Source organism: Geminocystis sp. GBBB08, from assembly GCF_016743215.1.
GTDB lineage: Bacteria > Cyanobacteriota > Cyanobacteriia > Cyanobacteriales > Cyanobacteriaceae > Geminocystis.
On the sequence record NZ_VRZC01000225.1, the window covers coordinates 1 to 5,131 of the forward strand.

At 31.7% G+C, this 5,131-nt stretch carries 4 protein-coding genes and 1 pseudogene; 3 read left to right on the forward strand and 2 right to left on the reverse strand.

Going from position 1 to position 5,131, the window contains the following annotated elements:
- Window positions 1-45 precede the first annotated feature (45 nt).
- Window positions 46-1,641: pseudogene (locus tag FWJ34_RS18165) on the forward strand (HD family phosphohydrolase); the annotation flags it as partial.
- Window positions 1,642-1,841: 200 nt separating this feature from the next.
- Here FWJ34_RS18165 and FWJ34_RS18170 read toward each other — a convergent pair.
- The gene (locus tag FWJ34_RS18170; protein WP_308256750.1) at window positions 1,842-2,261 is read right to left on the reverse strand and encodes a hypothetical protein; all 420 of its coding nucleotides are present in this window, start codon (window positions 2,259-2,261) and stop codon (window positions 1,842-1,844) included.
- A 164-nt stretch (window positions 2,262-2,425) separates the two neighbouring features.
- Between FWJ34_RS18170 and FWJ34_RS18175 the strand changes: the two genes are divergently transcribed.
- Window positions 2,426-3,001 carry an alpha/beta fold hydrolase gene (locus tag FWJ34_RS18175; RefSeq protein ID WP_308256751.1) on the forward strand — a complete coding sequence of 192 codons (576 nt, stop codon included), beginning with the start codon at window positions 2,426-2,428 and terminating at the stop codon, window positions 2,999-3,001.
- 10 nt (window positions 3,002-3,011) lie between these two features.
- Here FWJ34_RS18175 and FWJ34_RS18180 read toward each other — a convergent pair whose 3' ends face one another.
- A complete protein-coding gene (locus FWJ34_RS18180) occupies window positions 3,012-3,560 on the reverse strand; it encodes a hypothetical protein (RefSeq protein ID WP_308256752.1) in 549 nt (182 codons plus the stop codon).
- Between the two features lie 283 nt (window positions 3,561-3,843).
- Here FWJ34_RS18180 and FWJ34_RS18185 point away from each other — a divergent pair, with 283 nt between their 5' ends.
- Window positions 3,844-4,941 carry a glycosyl transferase gene (locus tag FWJ34_RS18185; protein WP_308256753.1) on the forward strand — a complete coding sequence of 366 codons (1,098 nt, stop codon included), beginning with the start codon at window positions 3,844-3,846 and terminating at the stop codon, window positions 4,939-4,941.
- Window positions 4,942-5,131 lie beyond the last annotated feature (190 nt).

Here is a 5,131-nt window from a genome sequence, read left to right on the forward strand (position 1 = left end):
AAAAAACAAATTAGTCAAACTGTAAAATAATTTTTAGCTGTGGACATTCCGTATGGATTACCTAATAATTTAAAATTACACGCCACAAAAATTCATCTTGAAAATAAAGTATCTCCCAAAATAAAAGAAATAGCCATAAGTTTTATTTACACTAATTTAGAATCAAATTTGATGATTGATGATGAGGAAACAAAAGCCAGGGCGGAAAAAGTTGCACAAGCAATACAACCAGTAGTAGTTACTATTAACAAAGGGGAAGTGATTATTAACGCTGGCGAAAAAATTACCCAACGAGATTTTGTTTTATTAGATAACTTTGCCTTAAGCCGTAGAAGCATTAACTGGAGCGGTGTTTTCGGCTCAACTGCTTTAGTTTCTGTCTCTTTAATCGGGTTTATGGCGATCGCTAATAGGGTAAAAGGTAAATTAAGAAGACGAGATCAAGTACTGTTGTGGCTATTAAGTATTTCAATCCCCGCTATATCTGTATTTGATGTGGGTTATAATTCCTTACCTGCCGTGGGGTTTTTAGTGAGTAGTTTTTATGGACCAACTGTAGCCGTAAGTAATCTCTTTATAATGACAGGGTTAACCCTTTTTCAAACAGAGATGACAGGTTGGCAATATTTAATACCATCTTTTGCGGGAGGTTTACTTGCTTCTTTCATTGCTAGTCGTCTTCATTCAAGGGAAGAATTAGCTTTATTAGGTGCCGGTGTCGGAATTACCCAAGGAAGTGTTTATTTTATAGTTAACTTAATGGGTAGTGCAGCCGTGGGGACAGTATGGTATGCTATTTTACCGGGTGCTATCTGGCATGGTACAGTAGGTTTTATCTACAGTGTTTTAGCTTTAGGAATTTCACCCTATTTAGAAAGATTTTTTGATTTAATAACTCCCATACGTCTAGCGGAATTATCTAATCCCAATCGCCCGTTATTAAAAAGATTAGCCACAGAAGCACCCGGCACTTTTCAACATACCATGTTTGTAGCTACTTTAGCCGAAGCTGCCGCTCGTCAACTGCATTGTAATGTAGAATTAGTCAGAGCAGGTACACTATATCATGATATAGGAAAAATGCACGATCCCCTCGGTTTTATTGAAAATCAGATGGGTGGTCCTAATAAACATGATATGATCAATGATCCTTACCAGAGTGCTCAAATCATAAAAAAGCACGTCAGTGAAGGTATTATCATGGCAAAAAAAGCTGGTTTACCCCAAGCCATTCAAGACTTTATCCCTCAACATCAAGGCACATTATTAATTTCTTATTTTTATTATCAAGCTAAAATCCAAGTTGAAGGAGAAGGCAAAAATATTCATGACATCGATGAAACTCTTTTTTCTTATGATGGTCCAATTCCACAATCAAGAGAAACTGGTATAGTAATGTTAGCTGATGGTTGTGAAGCTGCTTTGCGATCGCTTAAAGGAGCAACTCCAGATCAAGCAATAGCAATGGTTAACAAGATTTTTAAGGCTCGTTGGCGAGAACATCAACTCGATGACAGTGGTATTAAATATGAAGAATTGCCAGTTATTGCAGAAGTGTTTGTTAATGTTTGGCAACAATTCAATCATCAAAGAATAGCTTATCCGAAAGGAGCGTTAGAAAGAAGAAGCAGTAATAATTAGGGGTTAGGAGTTATGTGGCAAGATGCCTATAAGTGTTTAGACAAAATTCATGGTATATAGGTAATGCAAAGCAAGGGGTTTTAACCCATTGTTACCCATTGTGATTATAAATTTGAGAAAAGTAAAATGCAGTATTAATTTAGCTTACCTACTGACTTTGATTAATAACTAACTTATTGCTTTCCTTCTTAAGTCTTTTTTTATTCCTTACTTTGGGAAGTAACTGATAAATCATAAAATTCACCAACTTTTGTTAAGTCAAAATCGATAATTAATCGTTGATAATCTGCAAAAAAAGTTAACTTGCGATCGTTAAAAGTCATGATAATAACAGTTAAATCCTTTTGTAGATTATAATCATCACCAATAACCTCCTGAGAGAATAATATATCAATAATATCTGCCCTTTCTGACTGGGGATATAAAGAAGCATTCCATGCAATCATCCCTAAAGTGAATAATTTTTCTTTTTCCTGAAAATTAGAGGCTAAATGTAAGTAAGGTTTAACAAAATTTTCCATAATTTTTGACATCCGAAAATCTTTTTCTTGATGTTTTAAGGGTGATTTTTTTTTGTCTAATCTTTTTATTTCTCGAAAAACTATTGATTTTTTAGCCATTGCACTGGATTTCCTATAGATTTAGATCTATGATATATAGCAATTCTATTTGTGAGAATTATTTTTTAATAAAAGGGAACAGGAAAGAGGCAACAACTGCTAGATTAATAATCATACTTATACTTATATCCTAAAAAACTTTTATATTTGATTGTTCATTGTTTATGAAACCTATTGTAATGGTTCATGGTATTACCGATACGGGAAAAGAATTTGAAACCATGATATTGTACTTGCAAAAAAAAGGCTATAAAACTTATACTATTGACTTAATTCCTAATTTTGGTACAGCAGATTTAAGAGATTTAGCACAACAAGTTAAACAATATATTAATCATAAATTTACTCCTGAAGAAAAGATAATATTAATAGGTTTTAGTATGGGGGGATTAGTGACTCGTTATTATTTACAACGATTAAATGGCATCAATAAAGTTGAAGAATATATCAGCATTTCTGCTCCTAATAATGGTACTAATTTAGCCTATACTTTACCTTTAAAAGGGATTTTACAAATGCGTCCTCATAGCCAATTTTTAGAAGACTTAAATAAGGATGTTAAACAAATTTTAGCGAATCTTAAATGTTTAATTATTTGGACCCCTTTTGATGCTATGATTATTCCAGCAAATAGTTCACTTTTAGGGATAGGAAAAGAGATTAAAGTTCCTGTTTTGATTCATAAATGGATGATAAGTGATCAACAAGTTTTGAATGAAATAAGCAATTTTTTACAATAAAAATAATTTGTCATTTGTCATTACTAATTATAAATGTTTTTAACTTTTGGAAACACTGAGAATAATCATCCAGTGGTTGAAAATTATTAACAGAAGATTCCATCTTTATTTTATCATCTATAAAATTTTTATTATGGTTATTCATCTTCAATTCTAGGCTATTTAATATTTCAGTATTATCTAACTTTTCTTGTTGATAATTAAGAAGAATATTTGTTGGTAAAATTTGAGCATTATGACAATTAGTTAAGATATATTTTATATCTTGTTCTTCTTCTGCCGTCAAAGTTATATTTGGGTTAATTAATCTCGAAAATTCCTCATTAAAACTTTGATTAATTTCTCTTTTTTTTAGCCAAACATTCAAAATTTGTTCTACAGAAATAGCTTTTAGTCTGCCTTGATAAATAGCCTCAATTATAGCTAAAGGTAGCAAGTGATGAGGATAGATTTTTGTCCATTTTACAATTAATTCTCTTATCCGATAACCCCTAAGATCAAAACTATAATATTTAATTAAAATAATAGTTTGCCGAATATAATTTAAACTCTCATTCACTGCTTTTTCTGGGGAAAACACTAAAATAAAACTAATTCTATAGGAAGAAGGATGAAAAACACAAATAGATTTTTGTCTAACTTATAGCAAAAGGCAATAATGATGAAAATTTATCTTAAATTGCTTTAATTTGATTTTACTTTTTATAGGGATAGGGCAAGAGAATGTCTAAAAAAAATCCCGAATATAATGATTAAAGTTTATAATTAATCTTGTTATGATTCAGTTATGATTGAACTTTGTCATCATTAGCTAACAGCTAAAACTAACTCTTAATTATCCCATGTCTCTACCTGTTTTATATTTAGCTATAACAAATCATGGATTTGGACACGCAGTGCGAATGGCTACTATAGCATCACAAGTAAAAAAATTAAATCCCGACATTTTATTAGTATTAGTAACTACTGCACCTCGATGGTTATTAGAGTCTTATATAGAAGGAGATTTTATTTATCGTTATCGTGCTTTTGATGTGGGAGTGATTCAATCTGATAGTTTGACGATGGATTTAGAAGCAACTCTCACAAAAATGAAACAATACTGCCTTCGGGAAAAAGAAATTGTGGCCGGAGAAGTAGATTTTATTATTATCAATAAAGTTAGCTTAATTTTGGCAGATATTCCGGCAATGGCGGCAACTATTGGGGAAAAAGCTGGTATTCCTTGTTGGATGATGAGTAATTTTGGTTGGGATTTTATTTATCGTCAATGGGGAAGAGAATTTAATCATATTGCTGATTGGTTAAGTAATCGTTATCAATTATGTCAGCGTCTTTTTCGTTTACCTTTAGCAGAAGAAATGGCTAGTTTTCCTATTAAAGAAGATGTGGGTTTAACTGGTGGCATCCCCCGTTATACTCAATCCCAATTGCAAGAAAAATTTAACCTTACTACTGATAAGGAAAAAACTGTCTTATTAACTTTTGGAGGCTTAGGAATAGAGGCGATTCCCTACCAAAATATAAATCATTTTCCTGATTGGCAGTTTATTACTTTTGATAATAATGCCCCTAACTTGCCCAATTTGTTGAAAATTACTGATACATCGTCCCATCGCCCAGTGGATTTGATGCCTTTATGTGGTAGAGTCATGTCTAAACCCGGATTTAGTACTTTTTCTGAGAGTATGCGTTTAGAGATACCTTTGATTAGCGTTATGAGAGAAGGTTTTGCTGAAGCTGAAATTTTATTACAAGGTTTAAAAGATTATAGTTATCATAATATAGTTAGTTATCAAGAATTTTTTGAAAGTAATTGGGATTTCTTACACCAAGAATTATTACCCCCTCAAAGTAACAATAACATACTCAAAAATGGCACTGAAATGATTGCTCAAGAAATTGTTAATTTTTTCAATAAATCAATTTATTTGTCTTAAAAAAACCCTGTTTTTTAGGTTTTAGATTTTAGCTTTTGAGAATTACTTATTACTCAGATCTTCCACCAGTACAATAATACCAATGAAACAAAACGGGAAAAATCAATTTTAGGAGTTTTAAAATCAATTCTGATTACTTTTCCCTCTTCCCTCTTCCCTTTTCCCTATCCTCATCGAGAATTGATGATAG

What these genes read in the sequence shown, in the direction of transcription:
- FWJ34_RS18170 (WP_308256750.1), bottom strand. Translation starts at nt 2,261, where the DNA reads ATGGCTAAAAAATCAATAGTTTTTCGAGAAATAAAAAGATTAGACAAA.
- FWJ34_RS18175 (WP_308256751.1), top strand. Translation starts at nt 2,426, where the DNA reads ATGAAACCTATTGTAATGGTTCATGGTATTACCGATACGGGAAAAGAA.
- FWJ34_RS18185 (WP_308256753.1), top strand. Translation starts at nt 3,844, where the DNA reads ATGTCTCTACCTGTTTTATATTTAGCTATAACAAATCATGGATTTGGA.